Origin of the sequence: Micromonospora sp. NPDC050495 (assembly GCF_040655175.1) — a bacterium.
Classification (GTDB): domain Bacteria; phylum Actinomycetota; class Actinomycetes; order Mycobacteriales; family Micromonosporaceae; genus Micromonospora.
In genome coordinates this window covers 179,018-195,442 of the sequence record NZ_JBFAJK010000002.1, presented here as the reverse complement: position 1 = coordinate 195,442, position 16,425 = coordinate 179,018, and the positions used below count along the sequence as shown (strand labels likewise).

General features: G+C 71.9%; 16 protein-coding genes. 7 read left to right on the top strand and 9 right to left on the bottom strand.

The window, feature by feature from the left end; all coding sequences use genetic code 11:
• Positions 1 to 10: 10 nt before the first annotated feature.
• Positions 11 to 502 carry a carboxymuconolactone decarboxylase family protein gene (locus tag AB0I11_RS04140; RefSeq protein ID WP_357312659.1) on the bottom strand — a complete coding sequence of 164 codons (492 nt, stop codon included), beginning with the start codon at positions 500 to 502 and terminating at the stop codon, positions 11 to 13.
• A 612-nt stretch (positions 503 to 1,114) separates the two neighbouring features.
• On the opposite strand from AB0I11_RS04140, the gene AB0I11_RS04135 reads away from it, so the two are divergent.
• A complete protein-coding gene (locus AB0I11_RS04135) occupies positions 1,115 to 2,434 on the top strand; it encodes a cellulose binding domain-containing protein (RefSeq protein WP_357312654.1) in 1,320 nt (439 codons plus the stop codon).
• 230 nt (positions 2,435 to 2,664) lie between these two features.
• Here AB0I11_RS04135 and AB0I11_RS04130 read toward each other — a convergent pair whose 3' ends face one another.
• From AB0I11_RS04130 to AB0I11_RS04120, 3 genes are all read right to left on the bottom strand, one after another.
• A complete protein-coding gene (locus tag AB0I11_RS04130) occupies positions 2,665 to 3,129 on the bottom strand; it encodes a DUF3237 family protein (protein WP_357312650.1) in 465 nt (154 codons plus the stop codon).
• Positions 3,130 to 3,223: 94 nt separating this feature from the next.
• On the bottom strand, positions 3,224 to 3,691 hold the full coding sequence (locus AB0I11_RS04125; protein ID WP_357312646.1) for a MarR family transcriptional regulator: 468 nt from the start codon (positions 3,689 to 3,691) through the stop codon (positions 3,224 to 3,226).
• Entirely contained in the window at positions 3,688 to 4,926 is a 1,239-nt protein-coding gene (locus AB0I11_RS04120; RefSeq protein WP_357312641.1) for a flavin-dependent oxidoreductase, read from the bottom strand. The genes AB0I11_RS04125 and AB0I11_RS04120 overlap by 4 nt, the downstream gene beginning before the upstream one ends.
• A gap of 114 nt (positions 4,927 to 5,040) precedes the next feature.
• On the opposite strand from AB0I11_RS04120, the gene AB0I11_RS04115 reads away from it, so the two are divergent.
• Genes AB0I11_RS04115 through AB0I11_RS04100 form a run of 4 tightly spaced genes read left to right on the top strand, consistent with a single transcriptional unit; the run spans position 5,041 to position 8,547 of the window.
• On the top strand, positions 5,041 to 6,153 hold the full coding sequence (locus AB0I11_RS04115; protein WP_357312638.1) for an ABC transporter substrate-binding protein: 1,113 nt from the start codon (positions 5,041 to 5,043) through the stop codon (positions 6,151 to 6,153).
• A gap of 6 nt (positions 6,154 to 6,159) precedes the next feature.
• Positions 6,160 to 6,930: an ABC transporter permease gene (locus AB0I11_RS04110; protein WP_357312633.1), complete on the top strand. Its 771-nt coding sequence runs from the start codon at positions 6,160 to 6,162 to the stop codon at positions 6,928 to 6,930.
• Entirely contained in the window at positions 6,927 to 7,742 is an 816-nt protein-coding gene (locus AB0I11_RS04105; protein WP_357312627.1) for an ABC transporter permease subunit, read from the top strand. Before AB0I11_RS04110 ends, AB0I11_RS04105 begins: the two co-directional genes overlap by 4 nt.
• Positions 7,735 to 8,547: an ABC transporter ATP-binding protein gene (locus AB0I11_RS04100; RefSeq protein WP_357312622.1), complete on the top strand. Its 813-nt coding sequence runs from the start codon at positions 7,735 to 7,737 to the stop codon at positions 8,545 to 8,547. Before AB0I11_RS04105 ends, AB0I11_RS04100 begins: the two co-directional genes overlap by 8 nt.
• A 25-nt stretch (positions 8,548 to 8,572) precedes the next feature.
• Here the strand turns inward: AB0I11_RS04100 and AB0I11_RS04095 are convergent, their stop codons facing one another.
• Both AB0I11_RS04095 and AB0I11_RS04090 read right to left on the bottom strand, forming a co-directional pair.
• Positions 8,573 to 9,190 (bottom strand): hypothetical protein, encoded by a 618-nt coding sequence (locus AB0I11_RS04095; RefSeq protein ID WP_357312616.1) that lies wholly within the window; start codon positions 9,188 to 9,190, stop codon positions 8,573 to 8,575.
• Between the two features lie 26 nt (positions 9,191 to 9,216).
• On the bottom strand, positions 9,217 to 9,684 hold the full coding sequence (locus tag AB0I11_RS04090; RefSeq protein WP_357312612.1) for a DUF1565 domain-containing protein: 468 nt from the start codon (positions 9,682 to 9,684) through the stop codon (positions 9,217 to 9,219).
• 130 nt (positions 9,685 to 9,814) lie between these two features.
• On the opposite strand from AB0I11_RS04090, the gene AB0I11_RS04085 reads away from it, so the two are divergent.
• Positions 9,815 to 10,771: a PaaX family transcriptional regulator C-terminal domain-containing protein gene (locus tag AB0I11_RS04085; protein ID WP_357312609.1), complete on the top strand. Its 957-nt coding sequence runs from the start codon at positions 9,815 to 9,817 to the stop codon at positions 10,769 to 10,771.
• Here AB0I11_RS04085 and AB0I11_RS04080 read toward each other — a convergent pair.
• Entirely contained in the window at positions 10,752 to 12,452 is a 1,701-nt protein-coding gene (locus AB0I11_RS04080) for a CocE/NonD family hydrolase (protein ID WP_357312604.1), read from the bottom strand. The two genes, AB0I11_RS04085 and AB0I11_RS04080, sit on opposite strands and share 20 nt — an antisense overlap.
• 177 nt (positions 12,453 to 12,629) lie before the next feature.
• Here AB0I11_RS04080 and AB0I11_RS04075 point away from each other — a divergent pair, with 177 nt between their 5' ends.
• Positions 12,630 to 14,168 carry a glycoside hydrolase family 43 protein gene (locus tag AB0I11_RS04075; RefSeq protein WP_357312597.1) on the top strand — a complete coding sequence of 513 codons (1,539 nt, stop codon included), beginning with the start codon at positions 12,630 to 12,632 and terminating at the stop codon, positions 14,166 to 14,168.
• 125 nt (positions 14,169 to 14,293) lie between these two features.
• Here the strand turns inward: AB0I11_RS04075 and AB0I11_RS04070 are convergent, their stop codons facing one another.
• The gene (locus AB0I11_RS04070; protein WP_357312594.1) at positions 14,294 to 15,505 is read right to left on the bottom strand and encodes a sialidase family protein; all 1,212 of its coding nucleotides are present in this window, start codon (positions 15,503 to 15,505) and stop codon (positions 14,294 to 14,296) included.
• Positions 15,506 to 15,583: 78 nt separating this feature from the next.
• Positions 15,584 to 16,387 (bottom strand): carbohydrate ABC transporter permease, encoded by an 804-nt coding sequence (locus AB0I11_RS04065; RefSeq protein ID WP_357312590.1) that lies wholly within the window; start codon positions 16,385 to 16,387, stop codon positions 15,584 to 15,586.
• Between the last annotated feature and the right edge of the window lie 38 nt (positions 16,388 to 16,425).

The following is a 16,425-nucleotide window of genomic DNA, read 5'->3' as shown; positions in this document are numbered from 1 at the left end:
GTGAGCCGGTTCACGGCCCTGCCTGGTCGGCGAAACCGGGGGCGGCGCCCTCGGCCAGCTTGAGTCGGGTCCAGACGTTCATGTTGATGACGATCCCGATGATCTCGAGGATCTCGTCGGCCGAGAAGTGCTCGGCGAGCGCGGCGTGCCGGGCGCCGACACCGTTGGCGACGGTCGCGTCCGCGACGCGAGTGAGCGCCTCGGTGTAGGCGAGGGCGGCGCGGGCCGCGTCGTCGTGGAAGTCGGTCTCCCACCAGGCGGTCAGGGTATCGATCACCGGTCGGGGGATGCCGGCGTCCCGGGCCGCCTCGTAGTGGAGGTTGAGGCAGTAGGTGCAGTTGTTGATCTGCGACACCCGCAGCCGCAGGAGCTGAGCGAGCCGGCGGTCGACGCGCAGGTCGGCCTGGTAGCCGAAGGCGTCGGCGCCCTGGCGGGCGAGCCGGGTCAGGTCCTCGTTGGCGGAGCTGTCGGCCCGCCGGTTGGTGATGGTCACCTCGCTCACCTCGTTGCTCCCGTCCGCATCGGCAATCCACCAGGGAAAATACCTGGCCCGCGCGCCACTGGCACGGCGCCGGGCCGAGGCGGGCTGCCAGCACCTCGATCAGGCCGCGGCTGGCCAGGCTCCCTCGTTGCACGCCGGCCCGGGAACCTGGTGAGCGGCTCGCTCGATTGAGGATGTTATCGATAACATGCTATCTTTTGCCGCGCGGGCGAAGGGCACGCTCGCGCTCACCGATCCAGCCGGCAAGGCGCGCCGAGGGGCAGGCCACCCACACCGCCTCGCCGGTGGGTGACCAGTCCGGGCGCTCCGCGGGGCCAGCCGACCACACGTGGTCGCCGGTCGACGCCGGTCCGGTCACCTGCCCCTCCTCCATGCCGTCGCGGACGATCCCGGCGCCGACGCACGGCCGCACCGCGCGGGTACGCCGGGCCCGGACCACGAGCACGCCGATCGAAGCGGAACGGGCGTCGCCATGCCCACCGGGCGTCGCCGGGAAAAGCCGCCCGCACCTCGCTGACCCGCCGGTCGACGGAGCGCGTCCCGCCGTCACCGGGGTCGGCCTCGCACCACACCACCGGTACCCCCCGACCAATGGCAAGGAGTCAAGCAGAAATGAAACGGAGACATCTTCTCTCATCCATCTCGGCCGCGGCGGTTCTGCTCGCCGCGACCGCCGGTGGCGCGTGGAGCGCGGGCTTCGGCAGCGCGGCGGAGGCCGCGACGAACGGCACTCTCGCCGCGACCGCGGGCTGCGGCAAGGCGCCGACGCTCACCAGCGGTACGCGCACGATCCAGAGCGGCGGGCAGAACCGGAGCTACATCCTGCGGATCCCGGACGGGTACGACCGGAACAACCCCTACCGGCTGGTCGTGGGCTTCCACTGGCTGAACGGCTCGGCGAACAACGTCGCCTCGGCCGGCTACTACGGGCTCGCGCCGCTGGCGAACAACAGCACGATCTTCGTCGCGCCCCAGGGCATCGACGCCGGCTGGGCCAACACCAACGGGCGGGACCTGACCCTCTTCGACGACATCCTGCGGCAGGTCGAGGGCGACCTCTGCGTCGACACCACCCAGCGCTTCGTGCTCGGCTGGAGCTACGGCGGCGCGATGAGCTATGCCGTGGCGTGCGCCCGGCCCACCGTGGTCCGGGCGGTCGCGGTCCTGTCCGGCGCCAACCTGAGTGGATGCAACGGCGGCACCTCGCCGGTGCCGTACTTCGGCATCCACGGCACCCACGACAGCGTGCTGAACATCTCCATGGGCCGGTCGCTGCGCGACACGTTCGTGCGGAACAACGGCTGCACCGCGCAGAACCCGCCCGAGCCGGGCCTGAACACGCTGCGCCACATCACCACCGTCTACTCGGGCTGCCGGGCCGGCTACCCCGTGCAGTGGGCCGCGTTCGACGGGGACCACACCCCCAGCCCGGTCGACGGATCGTCCAGCCCCAACGACTCCCGGACCTGGACCTCGGGGGAGATCTGGCGATTCTTCACCCAGTTCACCTCCACCCCGCCGCCCACCACCGCTCCCCCGACCACCGCGCCGCCCACCACCGCGCCCCCGACGACCGCGCCGCCGACCACCGCTCCGCCCACCACCGCGCCCCCGACGACCGCACCGCCGGGCAACTGCGCCGCCACCTACCGCACGATCAACACCTGGCCCGGCGGCTACCAGGCTGAGGTCACCGTGGCCAACAACACCGCCAGCACGATCAACGGCTGGACCGTACGGTTGACCCTGGCCAGTGGCCAGGCCATCAGCAGCCTCTGGAACGGCACCAACACGGGCACCACCGGCAACGTCACCGTGCGAAATGCCGACTACAACGGCACGCTGGGCGCGAACACCTCGACCACCTTCGGGTTCACCGCGACCGGGGATGGCGCCACCCCGGCCAGCAACATCACCTGCACCAGTCCCTGACCGGGGCACTACCCAGGGCCCGGTGCCGGCTGGCACCGGGCCCGCAGGGCAGCTGGGCCGGGATAGCCGCGGGACACCGCGCACCGCGCCGACGCCACGCCCGGGTCGCGGCCGCCGGTCCACCGCCGCGACCGTCCGTGCGGCACCGCCCGGGTGGCCTGCGTGCGGCTCAGCACCCGCCCGGCACCGTGCCGGATCAGGCGCCGCGCTCCGCCGGACCCCGGGAAGACCTACGTGACGCGGTAGGCGGTGTAGCGGACCCGGTCGGCCTCGCGGATCGCCGACGCCACGAAGAGGGACTGCTCCAGGACGGCAAGCGCGGGCACCGAGGTCTCCAGCCGTACGCCCAGCCGGAAGTAGTACTCGGCGGGGTCGACCGGGTCGCCGCGGAGCAGCGCTTCGAGGATCTCCGGGCGGCCGCTGCGGACGCCGAAGGTACGGATGTAGACGTGGCCGCCGTCGGCGGTGCGCGCCGAGTAGCGCGTGTCGATCTCGATCCCGCCGTCGGGTCGGACCAGTTGCCAGTCGGCGCCGCCGGGGAGGATGTCCGCCGTGAAGAGGCCGGTGACCTGGCCGCCGACGATCGGCACGACGCGGCGGTGACCGGCCCGGGTCACCCCGTGGTCCTCCAACGCGCCGAGCCGGGCCTCCACGTCGAACGCGGCCTCCAGACCGGGAACCGCCGGCGCCCTCACGGGGTGCCGACCGGGAGGTCGGCGCGGCGGGGGCGGGGATCGGGGTGGCGGCTGTCCCGGTCGGCGCGGTGCGCCGGCCGCCGTGGCGGCGTACTCATGGAGCCTCCTTGGTCCGTGTGAGGGCGTCGCGCAGGCGTTCCAACGCGGGCACCGCGGCGGCGAGGGCCGCCCGGTCCGCCGCGGACAGGGTCGCCGCGGCGCGGGCGATCAGGTCTCCGCTGGCGAGGTCGAAGCGGTCGAACAGGTCGAGGGCCTTCTCGGTGGCGAGGACGTCGACGTGCCGGTGGTTGCCGGGACGGGGGCGGCGCTCGACGAGGCCGTTGCCCTCCATGGCGGTGAGCAGGTTGCTGACCGTCGAGCGGCTCAGGCGGAGTCGTTCGGCGAGCTCGCCGGGACCGGCCACCGTGCCCCGGGGCAGCGCCCGCACGATCTCGATCTGCGCGTCCGGGATCTCCGGCAGGTGCTCGGCGGCCCGGGCGGCGGCGAGCAGCGTACGGCGCAGCGGCGAGATCACCGAGGCCAGTCGCGCCGCGTCCAGCTCGGTCGGGTCCGGGCGGGTCACGGCAGGATGCCCGAGAAGGCCGCCGGCGTCAGGGAGGCCCGTTCGTTGAGGGCGGAGGGCAGGAAGCCGGCCGCCTTCTTGTACCCGGTGGCGATCTCGGTGAGCTCGTCCGGCGGGATGACGTCGTGGATGTGCGCGAACCCGTCCGGCGCGCGCTCGTGGGCGAGCACCATCACCTGTTCCGGGCCCTGCCGCCGGTTGCTCAGCACGAGCGCGGTGGTCGCCGGCCGCCGGTCCGCCTCGTAGGCGTCGAGCGCCTGCCGGAGCGTCGGCGCGCCGGCCAGGTGGAAGGCGAGGGTACGCGCGTCCAGGATCGCCTGCGACGCGCCGTTGGATCCGTTCGGGTACATCGGGTGTGCGGCGTCCCCGAGCAGCGTCGTGTTCCCGTGGGTCCAGCTGTCGATCGGGTCCCGGTCCACCATCGGGTATTCGAGGATCTCGTCGGCGGCGGCCAGCAGTTCCGGCACGTCGAGCCACGGGAACCGCCAGTCCGCGAAGAGCGAGACGACCGGCGCGGGGTCGACCGCCCGGTTCCAGTCCGCGTTCGGCCCGGCGAAACCGGGACCGCGCCGCTCGGCGACCACATTGATCAGGTCGGGACCGATCGGGTACGCGACGAACTTCTGTTCCGCGTCACCTGCCATGATCATGGTGCGTCCGTCCAGGAATCCGGGCGCCCGCGCCGTGCCCCGCCACAGCGTCAGCCCGTTCCAGAGCGGCGCTCCCTCGCCGGGCTGGTACTGCCGCCGCAGCGCGGAATGGATGCCGTCCGCGCCGACGATCAGGTCGGCCGCGACGCCGACCTCCCCCGCCGCCGTCTCGAAGCGCGCGACACCGTCCCGGACGCCGACGAGTCGGTGCCCGGTACGCACCGCGTCGGCCCCCAGCCGTTCCCGCACCACGGTGAGGAGTTCCAGCTGGAACCGGCCGCGGTGCACGGAGAGCTGCGGCCAGCAATATCCGGCGTCGAGCCCGCGCGGCTCGCTCCAGATCAGCTGTCCGTGCCGGTTGTAGTAGGCCAGCGTGCCGGGTGCGGCGCCCAGGCTTTCCACGCGTTCGCCGAGGCCCAGTTCGGTCAGCTCACGGACGGCGTGCGGGAGCAGGTTGATCCCGACGCCGAGCGGGCGCAGCGCGGCGGCACGCTCGTAGACGGCGATCTCGCGGAACCCGGCCCGGTGCAGGCTGAGCGCGGTGGTGAGGCCACCGATACCGGCACCCACGATCACGATCGCCACGCCGTCGCTCCCCTCCGCCGCCGCACAACCAACCGCACAGTTTGGTCACAAAATCGTCGTGCGTCAAGACGTTTCTCAATGGAAAGTACGACGGACCGGCGCCCTCGAATAGCAATGCCACTGGCGATATCTGAATTCTTGACAATCAATCTGTTCTGCCTGACGCTGATCGACGCGGCCGGACGGTCCACGTCACCTCGCCGGCCCCAACTCGTCGGGATGCACCAGCGCTGCGCACGGAAGGGCCCGTCCATGAAGAAGGTCACCGCCCTCGCTGTTCTCGCCAGCATCGCGATCGCCCTGACGGGTTGTACGGATTCCGATGCCACCTCCCCGGCTCCCGGAGCAAGCGGCGACCTGCGGAAGGTCCGGGTGGCGGCGCTGCCCATCAGCGAGACCGCGGCGCTGTGGGGCGGCATCAAGGCGGGCATCTTCCGGGAGCAGGGACTCGACGTGGAGGTGCTGCCCGCGCAGGGCGGCGCACAGGCCATCCCGGCCCTGATCAACGGCGACATCGATTTCGCCATCGGTCAGCCGTTCGGCCCGTTCCGCGCCGATCTGCAGAACCTCGGCGTGGTGATCGTCGGAAACTACGCGTCGTCCTACCCGGACGGTGACGACATCAACGCCGTGGTGGCATCGGCGAAATCCGGCATCACCCGGCCGGCCCAGCTCGCCGGGCGCAAGGTGTCGGTCAACAGCCTGGGCGCCGCCGGCGATGTCACCATCATGGCCGCGGTCGAGAAGGACGGCGGCGACCCGACCAAGGTCAAGTTCGTCGAGGTCGCCTTCCCGGACGCCCCGGCCCAGCTCGCGGCCGGCAACATCGACGCCGCCTGGGTGACCGAGCCGTTCATCACCCAACTGCGCAAGCGCGGCGACGTGCTCGTGGTCGCGCCGTATCAGGCCACGGTCCCGGGACTGGCCACCCTCACCACGATCACGTCGGCCAAGCTGACGAAGTCGGACGCCGCGCTGGTCGCGGATTTCTCGGCGGCGATGAAGAAGACGCTGGCCTGGGCCAAGGATCCGGCCAACGAGGCGAACCTCCGGCAGGCCATCAAGGACAATCTCGAGCTGCCGGATGCGGTCGCGGACTCCGTGCGGCTGCCGGCGTTCGGGTGGGAACTCGACCGGGCGAGCCTGGAGCAACTGGCGGCGCTCGCCCAGAAGTACCACGTGCTCGACCGGCGGCCCGACCTCGACCGCCTCATCCAGCAGCAGTAGCCGGCCGTGCGCAAGGTTCTGCTGGGTGCCGTCGGCCTGCTGGGGTTCCTCGTCGGCTGGCAACTGATCCCGACGCTGGGACTGGTCGACCCGCAGTACCTGCCGTACGTCACGGACGTGATCGGGTGGCTCTTCCATGAGCTGCGGGACCTGGCGTTCTGGCGGCGGCTCTCGTACACCATGACGTCGTGGGCGATCGGCCTGGCGATGGCGACGCTGGCCGCGGTCGTGCTGGGCGCGGCGGTCGGGATGGTGCCGTTCCTGCGGCGGGCGACGCACACGATGGTCGAGTTCCTGCGGCCGGTGCCGTCGGTCGCGCTGATCCCGCTCGCCGTGCTGATGTTCGGCCTGCACCTGCGCGCCGCCCTCGTCATCATCGTCTATGCCGCGTTCTGGCAGGTGTTCGTGCAGGTCATCTACGGTGTCGCCGACATCGACACGGTGGCCCGGGACACCGCGCGCAGTTTCCGCCTCACCCGCCGGGAGCGCCTGCGGTACCTGGTCCTCCCGGCCGCGCTGCCGTACCTGCTGACCGGTCTGCGCCTCGCCGCGGCGGTCGCACTCATCCTGGCCGTCACCGCGGAGATGGTGATCGGCAACCCCGGCCTCGGGCGCATGATCGAGCTCTCCCGCTCCGCCGGGGACGCCGTCGGCCTGTACGGCCTCGTCGTGGTCACCGGGATGCTCGGTCTGCTGGTGAACGTCGTGTTCCGCTTCGTCGAACGCCGCTCGTTGGCCTGGCACCAGTCGATACTCGCGGAGGAGGCCGCCCGATGACCGCCCTCCGCGCAGGAAAGGCCCGGCTGCCCGGCCCGGTCCTGCGGGCCGTCGAGAACGTCCTGTTCGCGCTCGGCCTGCCCGTGCTGACCGTGGTGCTCTGGGGCATCTGGTCGGCCGGATCGACGAACCGGTTCTTCGTCGGCCCGCTCACCATCCTCGACGCGTTCCGGCGGACCTGGATCGGCCCGGCGTTCGTCGACGACGTCCTGCCGAGTTTGTACCGGCTCGCCCTCGGCCTCGTCGCGTCGATCCTCCTCGGCGTCGCCGCCGGCGTCGTCATCGGGCGGCTCCGCCCGCTACGCGAACTCCTCGAGCCGCTGCTGGAGTTCTTCCGGGCGCTGCCGCCGCCGGTGCTGATCCCGGTCATGATGCTGCTGCTCGGCATCACCGACACGATGCGGGTCGTCGTCATCGTGTCCGGCGCGGTCTGGCCGATCCTGTTGAACACGATCGACGGCGTCCGGGCGACCGACAGCGTGATGCTGGAAACCGCCGACTCGTTCCGGATCCCCCGCTGGGAACGGCTGTGGATGCTGGTGCTCCCGGCGGCGAGTCCGCGCATCATGACCGGCGTACGGCAGGCGCTCTCGGTGGCGCTGATCCTCATGGTGATCTCGGAGATGTTCGCCTCGTCCGCCGGCCTCGGATACCGGATCGCCTACTTCCAACGGAACTACCTGGTCGCCGAGATGTGGAGCGGCATCCTCCTGCTCGGCCTCATCGGCGTCCTCCTCGCCGTGGCCTTCGGTCTCGTCGAACGCCGCGTCCTGCGCTGGTACCACGGAATGAAGGAGATCACCCGTGCCTGACGGGAGCCCGCTGCTGAGGGTCGAGCACCTGCGGAAGGTCTACGCCTCCGCCCAGGGCGAGGTCGAGGCGATCGGGGATCTCAGTTTCACCATGGCTCGCGGCGAACTGGTGTGCGTCGTCGGTCCCTCCGGCTGCGGAAAGACCACCCTGCTGAAATGCCTGGCCGGGCTGCTCCGGCCCACCAGCGGCCTGGTCGAGATGGAGGGCTCGCCGGTGACCGGCCCGAGCCCGGCGATGGCCGTGGTCTTCCAGGAGTACGGCCGCAGCCTCTACCCGTGGCTGACGGTCCAGGGCAACGTGGAGCTGCCGCTGCGCCACAAGAAGCTTCCCCGCGCCGAACGCCGCCGGATGGTGGCCGACGCGATCGAGGCGGTCGGCCTGCCCCGGTCCGCGGACAGCCATCCCTGGCAGCTCTCCGGCGGGATGCAGCAACGGGTGGCGATCGCCCGCGCCATCGCGTACCAACCCGAAGTGCTGATCATGGACGAGCCGTTCGCCGCGGTGGACGCGCAGACCCGCGCGGACCTGGAGGACCTCGTACGCGAGCTGCACCTGACCCGGGGGATCTCCACGATCTTCGTGACGCACGACATCGACGAGTCGGTGTACCTGGGCCAGCGGGTCCTGGTGCTGTCCAACTCCCCGACCCGGGTGCAGGAGGACCTGGTGATCGACCTCCCGGCGGAGCGCGATCAGCTCACCAGCCGGGCCCTGCCCCGCTTCACCGAGCTGCGGACCCACGTCTACGCGCAGATCCAGCGGGCCAAGCGCGGGGCGGTTACGGCGCCACCGTCGGCGCCGTGACCGTACGGCCCGGGCGGGGCCGTGCTCAGAAGACGCGCGTCCGGCTCGCCCCGGACCGAAGGCCCGCGATCGGGCCGGCGGCGCCCTCCCGTCCCGGTTGCCGGCGTTCACCCGTGAGGTCGAGGTGCATCCGGGCGGGGCTGCCGTCCGCCTCCTCGAACTCCGCGTCGGCGCACCGCACCCGTTCCAGGTCCCGACCGGTGACCACACCGACGCGCGCCTCGTCGAACGCTTCGGGGAGGTCGGCGACGAGCCAGACCGCGTCGCCCTCGTCGACAACGGCCACTGTCGCGGCGCCCACCATCCGTGGTTCCCGTTCCCCCTCGAACGGCCGGGCCCCGGCGGCGTAGGCGTTCGCGCGGGCGTACACCGGTTGTTTCACGTCGAGGTACTTCTGCTGGTCGCTGGGCGGCTGGTCGTCGAGGCGGGCCAGGTACTCCGCGAACGACGCGGGATGGCCGTCGTATCCGGCGGTGCCGGCCAGCGCCGGTCCCTCGCCCTCCGCGCCCGGCCCGTAGGCCGCGGCCTGGTCACCGCCCAGGAAGAGGTTCCCCACGTACCGGTCGTCGCCGCCGTAGATCACCGCGTACCCGGCGACCTGGGTGCTGTGCGGCCGGTGGTACGGCGTGGCGCGGTCCAGCACCGGCTCCAGCCGCAGCGTGCCGCAGATCAGGTTGTTGACGAAGGCGCCGGGTCGTCGACCTCGGCCCGGCTGGCCACCTCGTAGCCGCTCAACCCGTTCAGGTAGACGTCACCGAGGTGCCGGCGGGGCGCACCCTTCGGGTAGACGATCCAGTCGCCGGTCAGCTCCTCGGCGAACGGGTTGAACGAGCCGAACAGCGAGTTGTCGACCACCGCCCGCCACACCGTGCCGCCGAGTGGCTCCCAGCCGGTGATCCGTTCCGATCCCTTGATCACCACGTGTTCGCCGGGCGCCGCCTGGTAGGTGATGCGGCGGGCGTCGCTGAGACCGCCGTAGCGTGGCTTCACCCACTCGCGGTACTGCCCCGCGTGCACCAGCACGGTGTCACCGGGCTGGGCGACGCCGGCCGCCCGGTTGATCGTCCGGAACGGCCGTTCGGCGCTGCCGTCGGCGCGATCCGAACCGCTGGTCGCCACATGGAATACGGATGCCATCCGGTGGGCCCTTCCTGGCCGAGGGGTCCGATGTCAGGGGTCGATGCCGGGACGGGGCGCCACGGGTCGCCGCGCATAATCATGGACCTGCCGATGTCGTCGAGCCCAGCCCGATCCCGAGCACCGGAGCGTGTCCGTGGTAACCCCGTACGAAATGGAGGACGTGGTCCCCGATCTCGCCGGCTCGGTGCGGCTTCCCCGCCGCCAGGCCGGCAGCTCGCCGCAGGGCCTGGCGATGACCTTGATCGCGGACTACACCGCGCGTACGCGCGCCTGGCTGCCCTCGGCGTCGATCGTCGCGCTGCTCGCGGAGACCGGGGTCAGCACCGCCGGTGCCCGTACGGCCATCAGCCGGCTGGCCCGCCGGGGAGTCCTGGAGAACTGCCGGGACGGGCGGCACAGCTCGTACCGGCTGACCCGGGCGGCAGCCGACGAGCTGCTCAGCGGCGGGGCGTGGATCGCCGGATTCGCCGCCGGCGCCGACTCGTGGGACGGGTGCTGGACGCTGGTCGCCTTCTCCCTGCCCCAGGAGGCGAACGGTCACCGGCGCGCGCTGCGCGACCAGCTGCGCTGGCTGGGCTTCGCGTCGCTCTTCGACGGGCTGTGGGTCTCCCCCGACGCGCTGAACCCGACCGTCGAGACCCGCCTGCGGACCTTCGGCGTCGGTGCGATGAGCATCTTCCGGGCGCGTCACGTGGACCTGGCGAGCCCGAGCAACCGGTCCCCGCTCGAGGCCTGGGACGTGGCCGCCATCGCCCACCAGTACGAGACCTTCATCCAGCGGTGGCAGCCGCTGCTCCCGCGGGTGCGGGCCGGGCGGATCACCGGCGCCCAGGCGGTCGCGACCCGCACCGCGGTGATGGACACCTACCGGCGCTTCCCCGTCCTCGACCCGCAGCTGCCGATCCAGCTCATGCCCCCCGGTTGGCCCCGGGCCCGCGCCCGGGAACTGTTCGTCGCGGTCTACGACGGCCTCGCCGCGCCCGCTCAGGAGCATGTCCGCGCGGTCGTCGCCCGGTTCGCCGACGCACCTGATCCGGGCATCCGCGCGCACACCACCCGGGATCTCAGCGCGACCGCCGGGTAGTGGCCGTTCCGGTCCAGATCGGCAGGTCGATCCGGGACGGGTGGGCGCCGTCGTGGGAGATCTCCTGCTCCGCCCGTACGGTGGTGGTCGCGGTGGCGGCGGGTTCGCCGGTGCCGGGATTGCGGGCGTAGCGCGGGTGCGCTCCGGAGCTGACCTGCACGGCGACGCGGTGGCCGGCGGCGAAGCGGTGGAACGCCGGCCACAGCGGCACGTCCAGCGTCACGAAACCGTCCTCGTCGGGCCGCGGGTCGGTGGCCGCGGTGCCGATGCCGCCGATCCGGCGGATGCCGTCGCACACGCTCATCGAGCGGCCGTCGGGGTGCACGTCGCAGATCCGGATGAACAGGTCCGCGCTGGCGGCCGTCGAGCGGAACCGGACCCGGGCGATCGGCTCCCCGGCGAGGACGACCGCGTGCTCCAGCGGTGGGCTGCGGAAGACGACCACGTCCGGGCGGCGTTCGTGGGCGCTGTTGTCGACCGGCCCGGGGTTCGGGCCCATGCTGGGGCCGCCGAGGGCGGGGGTGGGCCGGTCGGGGTCGTAGCTGTAGCGGGTGACGCCCGCGTCGGGGACGGCCGGGTCGAGCAGCCCGGACGGGTGCAGGTGCCACCGCTGCGCGGCGGTGCCCGGCGGTGGCCACGCGGGCAGGTCGTGCCACTGCTCCGCGCCGGTGAGAAAGGCGCGCACGGGCGCCGGCCGGGTCGCGGGCGCGCCGGCGAAGTGTTCCTTGAGGAACGCGATCGACTCGGCGAGGAACGGGCTCTGCTCGCCGCGGTGGCCCCACGGGCCGACGGTCAGCCGCGGCGGGCGACCGGCCGCGACGAGTTGGGCGTAGTTCCGCAGCTGCCAGGGCAGGAAGATGTCGTACCAGCCGGTGGCCAGGTACACGGGCGCGGTGACGTCGGGCACCGACGCGGTGTGCGACTGCTGGGTCCAGTAGTCGTCGGTGAGCGCCTCGTGGGCCACCCAGTCCTGGTACCAGCGGATCGGGTGGCCGGCCACGGCGGTGTCGCCGCGGGACAGCGGCAGCACGTCGAAAGCCTCGGCCAGCTTCCGGTCCGGCCGCCGCGCGAGCCGCGCCCGGACCAGGGCGCCGCGCACGCCCCGCAGGTCCATCAGGCGTGACCAGCCGAGCGAGCCGCCCAGTGAGAAGGCGCCGTTGGTCCAGGTGATCGGGCCGAAGTCGGCCATCGTAACGTTCAGGCACAGCGCGTCCGGGGCGTTCGCGGGGTCCTCGCGGCACATCCGTCCCGCCACGGCCCACTGGGTGTAGCCGAGGTAGCTCTCCCCGTACGTCGCGACGGTGCCGGTGCACCAGGGCTGGCGGCGTACCCACCGGTGGGTGGCCATGCCGTCGCGCTGCTCGTCGAGCTGGGGTCGGAACCTGCCGCCGGAGCCGCCCGTGCCCCGGCAGCTCTGCACCAGCACGGTGAACCCCTCGCCGGCCAGCGCCTGCGCGTGGGTGAGCGAGCCGTGCCGGCCGTACGGCGAGCGGACCACGATCGTGGGCAGCGGCGGTTCCACCGGGCCGACCGGCAGGTAGAGGTCGGCGATCAGCTCGACGCCGTCGTCCATCGGCACGCGCAGCCTGCGCCGCACGGTGACGGCGTACGGGGGTTCCGTGGCCGGGTCGCGACGGGCACGCCGGAGCCGGCCGGACAGTCGGCGGCGGAGATTTGTCATCACTCATCCTTGGTCCCGGAGATGATCAACGATACGACCGGTCCCTGAACCCGGGTCGCGGCAGGGAATCCGTGCCGGGCGGGCTATGCAGACGCGCGCCCTTGTCGCATGCTGACTCAGCGCCGGCCGCCGAGCCGCGCACGCGCGTCGTGCCCGTACCAGGGAAGGGGTGGAGCGATGGAACCGGTGCCGGCGGAGGGTGACGCCCTCAGCTACCGCAACCCGATTCTCCCGGGCTTCTGGCCCGATCCGAGCATCTGCCGGGCCGGTGACGACTACTACCTGGTGTGTTCCAGCTTCGAGTACACGCCCGGCGTGCCGATCTTCCACAGCCGTGACCTGTGCCGCTGGCGCCAGATCGGCAACGTGCTCGACCGCCCCGGCCAACTCGAGTTGCCCGCCGACACGCCGGCCTCGCGGGGCATCTACGCGCCCACCATCCGCTACCACGACGGCCGGTTCTGGATGGTCACCACGAATGTCACGCTCGGTCGGCACCTGATCGTGACGGCGACCGACCCGGCCGGCCCCTGGTCGGATCCGGTCTACCTGGACCTGCCCCACGTGGACCCGTCCCTGGCCTGGGACGAGGACGGCAACTGCTGGCTGACGGTGTCCGGGGTGGAGTCGTACCGGATCGACCCGCGCACCGGAGAGGTCTTCGAAGGGCCGGTGACGATGTGGTCGGGAACGGGTGGCCAGTATCCCGAGGCACCGCATCTGTACCGGGTCGGCGACTGGTGGTACCTGCTGGTCTCGGAGGGCGGCACGCACACCGGCCACGCGGTGAGCGTCGCCCGCGCCCGCTCGCCGCGCGGGCCGTTCCAGCCCGGGCCGGCCAACCCGATCCTGACGCATCGCGGTACCGACCGGCCGGTGCAGGCGACCGGACATGCCGACCTGGTCGAGGCCGCCGACGGCAGGTGGTGGATGGTGCTGCTGGGCATCCGGCCCAGGGGCCAGTGGCCGCCGTACCACGTCCTGGGGCGGGAGACCTTCCTGGTGCCGGTGCGCTGGGTCGACGGGTGGCCGGTGGTCGACCCGGTCTCGACCGACACCGGCCCGGCGGGGACGAGCGGGTGGGACGACCGGGATGACTTCGACGGCGACCGGCTGGGGGCGCAGTGGATCTCTCCCCGGAACCGGTCGGCCTCGGCGTGGTCGCTGACCGACCGGCCCAGCTGGCTGACCCTGCACGCGACCGGTGCGAGCCTCGACCGGAGCGGCGCCACCATCGTCGGCCGCCGCCAACAGCACCATGACTGCCGGGTCAGCGCCCGCATCGATCCCGGCACCGGCCGATCGGGCCTGACCATCAGGATCGACGAGGCGCATCACTACGAGCTGGAGATCGCGCGCGGGCAGGCCCGGGTCGTCGGCCGGGTCGGGCCGTTTCGTCAGGTGTTCGGGGAGTGCCCGGTGCCCGCCGGGGCGGTGACCGTGGCATTGAGCATCCGGACCGACAACGTGCTGCCCCCGACGGTCACCTCGTCCGACGCCCTGGCGCAGGCGGGCCACGTGGGCGTCCTCGCCGCCGGGAGCGACACGATCAGCTTCGAGGTCGAGACCGAGGCCGGCTGGGCGTGCCTGGCGGAGCTCGACGGGCGCTACCTGTCCACCGAGGTCGCCTCCGGGTTCACCGGCCGGGTCATCGGCATGTACGTCACCGAGGGAACCGCCCGGTTCGACTGGTTCGATTACCGGTCGGCACGTTGACCGGCCGGCGCCTCCGCCCGCCCGCTCACCGGCACGGCGGAGGGCCGGCCACGGTGTCGTCCGCTGACTGGCCGCGGCCCCGCGCGGACAGCGACCCCGCATCGCCGCCGCAGCCGTAGTAGTTGTCAGGGCAGTCGCACCACGCCGGCCTGGATGGGTCCGTTCTCGGCGTAGTACGGACCGGTCACCACGAAGACGAGGCCGGGCTCGCGCCACGATCCGGTGCTCGCCAGCGGCATGGTGTACCGGCTGTAGCCGCCCGGGATCGCGCAGGGCACCCGCTCCCAGCTGTCCGGGTCGCCGAGGTCGCGGTTGAGGAACAGGTCCTGGTCGCTGTTGGCGGTGACCACGATCGTTCCCTTCGGGCCGCCGGAGTCCGACCACGAGACGACCGGGGCGGCCGACGGGACGTAGCCGTCCTGGTCGTGCAGCACGAGGGCGGGTGCCGGGCCGAACGCCTCCGGGTCCTTCGCCAGCTTGTAGTGGACGGCGTAGAAGTTGTCGCCGGTGTTGCCGCCGCCCTCATACGTCATGATCCACAAGCTGTGGTGCACCTGCGCGACGGTGGTCATGCCGGGGCGCTGGCTGTAGTCCGTACCGACGGCGTCGTTGACCACCGGACCCCAGGTGCGCAGGTCCCGGCTGCTCTGATGGGCCAACTTCTGCCCGTACTTCGGGTCCCGCTGATCGGAGTAGTAACAGATGAGCCGGTCCCGGTACAGCAGCAGGAACGGCTCCCATACCGGCGTGTAGCCGTTCTCCGGTACCGGCGCGCCACCCTCGGCGACCGTGCTGAGGAACGTCCAGGTGGCCCCACCGTCGACGCTCGCGTACAGCTGGATCGTCGTGCTGGAGAAGTTGTCCAGCGAGTTGCCGGCACACAGCACCGCACCCTTCGGGAGGCCGGCGAAGGCACGCGGCAGCACGTACAGGAACGGCTGCAGCCACCACCCCGCGGCCTCGTCGGTGCCCGGCACGTTGCTGTGCCGGTGCCAGCTGTGACCGCCGTCGTCGCTGCGGAAGATCGGGAACCCGGGCGCACCGAACTGCTGGAAGGTCGCCAGCAGGGTGTTCGATCCCTCGAGCCGCACGGCGCGGGCGTACGACGCCCCGTTGCCGGGATCCGCCACCACCACCGGCCCGAACGGGCCCGCCCCGCCCGGCCCGCCGGGCGGCCCCGGCGCCGCGAACGCCGGCTCCGACAGGCCCAGCGACAACCCGGCGAGCGCGAGCGCGCCCTGCCCCAGCAGCGCCCGGCGCGACAGGTGAGGGCCCCGGACCGGCCCTCCCGGTCCAGCGGCGGACGGGCTCAGGTGGGCTCGGATGTCATCGCGCACAGTTACCTCCCAGTGGGCGACACGACGTACTGGAGCGAACTGACCGGCGGTGCCGGACCCGGAAACGGCGGTGACACCTCATCCCTTGAACGCGCCCTCCATGATTCCCTGCACCAGCCGCCGCCCGACGAAGACGAACAGCACCAGCAGGGGAATGGTGGCCAGGAATGAGCCGGACATGGCCAGGCCCAGGTCGATGTCCCGGTTCTGCTGCAGCGCCTTGATGGCGATCTGGACGGTGTAGTTCTCCGGCGACTTCAACACGATGAACGGCCACAGGAAGTCGTTCCACGCGTAGACGAAGGTGAACAGCCCCAGCACGAATGCCGCCGGGCGGACCAGCGGGAAGGCGATCCGCCAGAAGATCTGCCAGGTGGTCGCGCCGTCCACGCGCGCCGCGTGCATCAGCTCGTCGTCGATGCTGCTGCCGATGTGCTGGCGCATCCAGAAGATGCCGAACGCGCTGACCAACCCCGGCACGATCACCGCCTGCAGGGTGTCCACCCAGTTGAACTCGGAGATGATCAGGTACTGCGGGACGATGGCCAACTGCGCCGGCACCGTCATGGTCAGCACGACGATGAGGAACAGCGTGTTGCGGCCCGGGAAGGACAGCTTGGCGAAGGCGAAGCCGGCCAACGCGCAGAGCACCGCCTGGCCCACGGCGACCGTGCTGGCGACGATGAGGCTGTTCAGCAGGGACTGCACGAACGGCACGATGGTGAAGACCAGCTTCGCCAGGTGCAGGAAGTTGCCGCCGGGTGTGAGGTGCGGCGGCAGAGTCGTCGCGGTGGCGGTGTCCGTTGTCGCCACCACGAACATCCAGTAGAGCGGAAAGACACTGACGAGTGCCATGAGGGTGAGCAGTGCGTACACCGCCATCGGGACGCGGTTGGCGTGGCGCCGCCGGACCCGCGCGG